The sequence below is a fragment of the Psychrilyobacter sp. genome, from assembly GCF_049671765.1.
Lineage (GTDB): Bacteria > Fusobacteriota > Fusobacteriia > Fusobacteriales > Fusobacteriaceae > Psychrilyobacter.
Window position 1 is genome coordinate 1 of the sequence record NZ_JBATVM010000039.1, and the last position, 5,450, is coordinate 5,450.

At 31.9% G+C, this 5,450-nt stretch carries 5 protein-coding genes and 1 pseudogene; all 6 read left to right on the plus strand.

All coding sequences use genetic code 11. The features are described 5' to 3' along the window. The first annotated feature begins 186 nt into the window (after positions 1–186). Complete coding sequence (locus tag WBG30_RS01735; RefSeq protein ID WP_424502926.1) at positions 187–1,353, plus strand: ABC transporter permease; 1,167 nt, start codon at positions 187–189, stop codon at positions 1,351–1,353. Positions 1,354–1,421: 68 nt separating this feature from the next. After that, entirely contained in the window at positions 1,422–2,111 is a 690-nt protein-coding gene (locus tag WBG30_RS01740) for an ABC transporter ATP-binding protein (RefSeq protein ID WP_424502922.1), read from the plus strand. An 88-nt stretch (positions 2,112–2,199) separates the two neighbouring features. Next, complete coding sequence (locus WBG30_RS01745; protein ID WP_424502923.1) at positions 2,200–3,105, plus strand: phosphate butyryltransferase; 906 nt, start codon at positions 2,200–2,202, stop codon at positions 3,103–3,105. A 31-nt stretch (positions 3,106–3,136) separates the two neighbouring features. After that, on the plus strand, positions 3,137–4,204 hold the full coding sequence (gene buk, locus WBG30_RS01750; RefSeq protein WP_424502924.1) for a butyrate kinase: 1,068 nt from the start codon (positions 3,137–3,139) through the stop codon (positions 4,202–4,204). A gap of 319 nt (positions 4,205–4,523) precedes the next feature. Further along, entirely contained in the window at positions 4,524–5,069 is a 546-nt protein-coding gene (hpf, locus tag WBG30_RS01755; RefSeq protein WP_424502925.1) for a ribosome hibernation-promoting factor, HPF/YfiA family, read from the plus strand. 154 nt (positions 5,070–5,223) lie between these two features. After that, positions 5,224–5,450 (plus strand): annotated as a pseudogene (locus WBG30_RS01760) (cobyric acid synthase); the annotation flags it as partial.

Sequence of the window (5,450 nt, forward strand, 5' to 3'; positions counted from 1 at the left end):
AAAAAAGCTTTTAAGTTGTCATTAGTAAGAATCTCTTTAAGAGTAATAGTAGTCATAATAGTTATTATACCAAAAAACCCCCAAGATGGGGGCAGGGGGTTGAAGAAGCTTTAGCTTTTTTTTATTGTACAAAGAGTTATTATGTTGTATAATTTTGGTAACAGACGGAGGGTGATTAACATTAGTATGATAGAATTTTTTATAGCTAAAAAGCATATTTTAGAGAGAAAAAGACAGAGTATAATAGCTATATTAGGTGTGGCTATTGGTGTAACAGTACTTACGGTTTCTATAGGAATAGCAAATGGATTAGATAAAAATATGGTAGATAGTATATTATCTATAAGTTCTCATGTAGTGGCTACAAAAGATGGAGAAGCTATAGATGATTATAGGGAACTACAGACACAGATAGAATCAATAAAAGGGATAAAGGGTGCGGTACCTCAGATATCGACTCAAGGAATTCTAAAATATAGTGGTGGTTTTGGCTCATACGTTTCAGGAGTAAAGATAAATGGATTAGATTTTGACGATGCTAAGATAGCTATGAATTTGGATAAAAAAATAATTGCTGGAACAATGGATATAAAAAAACCTACAGAATTTTTAATAGGAAAAGAATTATTTAATCAATTAGGAGCAAAATTAGGAGATAGAATAACAGTGGTCTCTGCTGATAACAGGGAAATGCATCTAACTATAGCAGGAGTATTTCAATCAGGATATTATGAGTACGATACCAGTATGATAATAGTTCCATTACGTGCAGTACAAATTTTATCCTATACTGGTGATACTGTTACGAGTTTAGAGGTTTTCTTAGATGATGTATACAGTGCCGATAAAGCGGCAGGACAGATTCAAATAAAAACAAATATGAGTACAAGGACTTGGGGAGATTTAAATAGGAACTTATTGGCTGCTTTGTCTCTTGAAAAAACGGTGATGATCTTGGTATTTTCATTGATAGTTATTATTGCAGGATTTGTGGTATGGGTAATATTAAATATGTTGGTTAAGGAAAAAACAAGAGATATTGGGATAATGAGGTCTATGGGATTTAGCAGAAAGAATATAATGAAAATATTTATGATAGAGGGGCTTTTCTTGGGGAGTCTTGGGATTTTAGTTGGACTGAGTATATCAGGAGGAATCCTCTTGTATGTCAAAGATAATGCAATAAATCAAATAACAAATATTTATTATTTAAATAAAATACCTGTAGAGATAACTTCTAAGGAAATATTGGTAATAGTTATAGCAAATGTTATTATAATATTTTTATCTAGTATCTTTCCAGCTTATAAAGCCGCAAAATTAGAGGTAGTTGAAGCATTAAAGTACGACTAAAAATTAAAATTAGTGGATATTAAAATAAATTTGTGCAAGAAAAAGGCTTTGAAAATAGGAGATGAAAGATGTCAGATATAATATTAAAAATAGAAAAATTAAATAAACGTTATAAAGATAAAAAAAGAGATATACAAATATTGAATGACTTGGATTTTGAGATAAATAGAGGAGAATTTGTTTCTGTACTTGGGAAATCTGGTTCTGGGAAAACTACATTTTTAAATATGATTGGTATGTTGGATAGGCCAGATTCTGGAAATGTTTATTATGCAGGCCAAAACGTAAGTGTGGCACCTAGTTCAAAGATCGACCTTTTAAGAAATGAGATGTTAGGGTTTATATTTCAGTTTCATTATCTTTTACCAGAATTTTCAGCTCTTGAAAATGTTATGCTTCCAGGACTTATTGGAAAGAGAAAAACTCGTGAAGAAGTAAAGAAAAGAGCCACAGAATTACTTACAGAGATGCAGTTAGGAGATCGCTTAGATCATAAACCTACTGAGCTATCTGGTGGAGAAAAACAAAGGGTAGCTATAGCACGGGCAATGATAAATGAACCTAAGATAATATTAGCAGATGAGCCTACAGGAAATTTAGATGAAGAAACTAGTGAGGTTATCCATGACCTTTTGAGAAAGATATGTAGAGAGAAAAATCAAACGATAATAGTAGTAACTCATAGCACGGAATTAGCAAGTATAACAGATAAAAGGTATCATCTTACCAAGGGTAAATTAGAGTTAGTGGTTGATTAACTAAAAATGGAATTACAGATTAAAAACTTATAATTACTTTTTAATTATAAGTTTTTAATCTGTACTAAATATAACCGAGGGGGGCAAGATGAAAAATTTTGAAGAAATACTATCTAAAGCACAACAGCAAGGAGAAAAAAAAGTTATTTCTGTAGCTGTAGCTCAAGATAGGGAGGTTTTATTATCTGTAGAAGAAGCTAGAAAAAAAGGGGTAGTAGATGGAATCTTAGTAGGAGATTCTATCAAGATAGAAAAAATAGCAAAAGAGCTAAATATAGAACTATCTAACTACAAAATCATCGACAAAAAAGATGATGTAGAAGCTGCTAGACAAGCTGTATTAGAAGTATCTAGTGGAAGAGCAGATATGTTGATGAAAGGACTAGTGGACACAAGTGTGGTACTAAAAGCTGCCCTAGATAAGAAAATTGGTCTTAGAGGAGATGGAATACTATCTCATGTTGCTGTATTTGAAATTGAGAACTATGATAGATTATTTTTTATTACAGATGCGGCTATGAATATAGCTCCAGATGTAGAAGCTAAGAAAAAAATAATAGACAATTCTGTAAAAGTAGCTCGTGCTTTGGGGATAAAAATTCCTAAGGTAGCTTGTATTTGCGCTAAGGAAAAAATGAATCCTAAGATGTCAGATACAATAGATGCACATAAACTAGAAGAAATGAGTAAAAATGGAGAGATAGAAAATTGTGTAGTAGGAGGGCCTTTTGCACTAGATAATGCTGTATCACTAGAGGCAGCTAAACACAAAGGAATCGATCATGAAGTAGCTGGAATGGCAGATATTTTATTGGCTCCAGATATCGAGGGTGGAAACATCTTATATAAATCTATATCTTATTTTGCAAGATCTAAGGGAGCAGGATTGATAGTAGGAGCTACAGCTCCAATTATTCTTACTTCGAGAGCTGACAGTGAAGAAACTAAGTTAAATTCCATAATATTAGGAGCAATAACAGCAGGGAAATTATAATTTTAGAAATAGTTCGTAGGGGGATAAGTAAATGAATTACAAAATATTAGCTATTAATCCAGGATCTACATCTACAAAGATAGCAATTTATGAAAATGAAAAAGAGATCTTTGAAAAAACTTTAAGACATACAAACGAGGAATTAGCACCATTTAAAAATATTTCAGATCAATTGGAGTTTAGAAGGGAAGTTATTCTAGATGCGGTATCTGAATCTGGGATAGAATTAGAAGATTTAGCAGCTATTGTAGGTAGAGGTGGGTTATTAAAGCCTATTGCCGGGGGAACTTATGAAGTGAACGAAGCTATGCTTGCAGACTTAAAGGTTGGAGTATTAGGACAACATGCCTCAAACTTAGGTGGGAGGATAGCTTATGAAATAGCTTCTACTATATCCAAACCTTCATATATTGTAGATCCTGTGGTTGTAGATGAATTAGATGATGTAGCTAGAATATCTGGTATTCCTGAACTAGAAAGAAAAAGTATTTTTCATGCATTGAATCAAAAAGCAGTAGGAAGAAGAACTGCGAAAGAATTAGGGAAATCCTATGATGAGTTAAACTTAATTGTTGTACATCTTGGTGGTGGAATTAGTGTAGGAGCTCACTCAAATGGAAGAGTTATAGATGTAAATAATGCATTAGATGGAGATGGGCCGTTTTCACCAGAAAGATCTGGACAACTTCCTATTGGGGATCTATTAAAGATGGCGACAAGTGGTGAATATGATCTGAATTTCATAAAAAAAAGGATCAAAGGAAATGGTGGGGTAGTAGCATATTTAGATACTAATGACATGAAAGAAGTTACTGATAATGCTCAAAATGGAGATGAAAAATCAGCTCTTATTGTAAAAGCTATGGGTTATCAAGTAGCCAAAGAAATAGGATCTATGGCTACTGTACTTTCTGGAAAGGTAGATGCAATAATCTTAACTGGAGGAATCGCTTACTCTAAAAAAATAGTGGAAGATATCACAGATAGAATCTCGTTTATTGGAGAGGTAAAGGTATATCCTGGAGAAGATGAGATGTTGGCTTTAGCTGAAGGCGGTTTAAGAGTGTTGACAGGAGAAGAATCTCCTAAAGAATATTAATCTATATAATTTATCGAGAATAAGGGTTTCCATTATGGGAATCCTTATTTTTATAGTTTAGGAGATTATATTTACAAAAAGTATCACTAAGAGACTTAATTTGCTATATAAATATAGAAATTTGAGATAAAGATTATAAATTATATAAAAAAATAAAAATTTAGATTGTATCTCTCTATATCTAAAATTACGTTTTTATTATTATAAAAATTATTTTTTTAAATTAAAATAGGAAAATCAAAAAAATGAGGTATACTTAAATTAAGAGGAGCTATTAAAACCTCTAAATACATAATTTCTAATAAAGGAAGTGAAGTCTATGAGAATGATTATAAGCGGAAGACATTTAGAAGTTACACCAGGAATAAGAGCACATGCAGAGAAAAAAATTGGGAAAATCAAAAAATACTTTGACCAAATAGCGGAGGTGTATATCACTCTTTCGGCACAAAGTGTAAAAACAGGAAAAATTCATACAGCAGATGTATTAGTGTATGTAAATGGTTCTAAAATAAAGGCTACAATAGAAGATGTAGATTTATATGCTGCAATTGACGAAGTAGTAGAAGTACTTGAAAAACAATTAACTAAACATAAAGAAAAATTAAGAGATAATAAACATGCTAAAGCTCTTAAGAAATTTGATTATAATGCTGAAACAGGAAATATAACAAGAGAAAAAACAAGCAGGGTTATCCCAACTAAAATAATGGCTAAGCCAATGGAAATAGGAGAAGCTATTTTACAGATGGAAACTATGGGAAAAAAATTCTATATATTTATGAACGCTGAAACAGAGGAATTAAATGTAGTATATAAAAGAAGAGACGGAGATTACAGCCACGTGGAAGCTGGATGGAAATAGAAATAGCGGAAAAGGAGTTAATCACATGATTAACTCCTTTTTTCTTGCTTTTATCCCTATAAATAAACCTAAAATCATGGTATATTTTGATATGCTATAAATATTAAAAGAAAAAATTCAATTTTTAGTTTCGCTATAAGCGATAGGGGGAAAAATGAAAGAACATAAAAATCTAATGGTTCAAGGGACAGCATCATCAGTAGGAAAAAGTTTGATAACAACTGCATTATGCAGATTGATATATAAGGATGGGTATAGTGTTTGTCCGTTTAAATCACAAAATATGGCACTTAATTCGTATATAACTGAAAATGGATTGGAAATGGGAAGAGCTCAAGTGGTACAAGCAGAAGCCTGTGGGATAAAACCAGAGGTATATAT

What these genes read in the sequence shown, in the direction of transcription:
- WBG30_RS01745 (WP_424502923.1), top strand. Translation starts at nt 2,200, where the DNA reads ATGAAAAATTTTGAAGAAATACTATCTAAAGCACAACAGCAAGGAGAA.
- WBG30_RS01740 (WP_424502922.1), top strand. Translation starts at nt 1,422, where the DNA reads ATGTCAGATATAATATTAAAAATAGAAAAATTAAATAAACGTTATAAA.
- hpf (WP_424502925.1), top strand. Translation starts at nt 4,524, where the DNA reads ATGAGAATGATTATAAGCGGAAGACATTTAGAAGTTACACCAGGAATA.
- WBG30_RS01735 (WP_424502926.1), top strand. Translation starts at nt 187, where the DNA reads ATGATAGAATTTTTTATAGCTAAAAAGCATATTTTAGAGAGAAAAAGA.
- buk (WP_424502924.1), top strand. Translation starts at nt 3,137, where the DNA reads ATGAATTACAAAATATTAGCTATTAATCCAGGATCTACATCTACAAAG.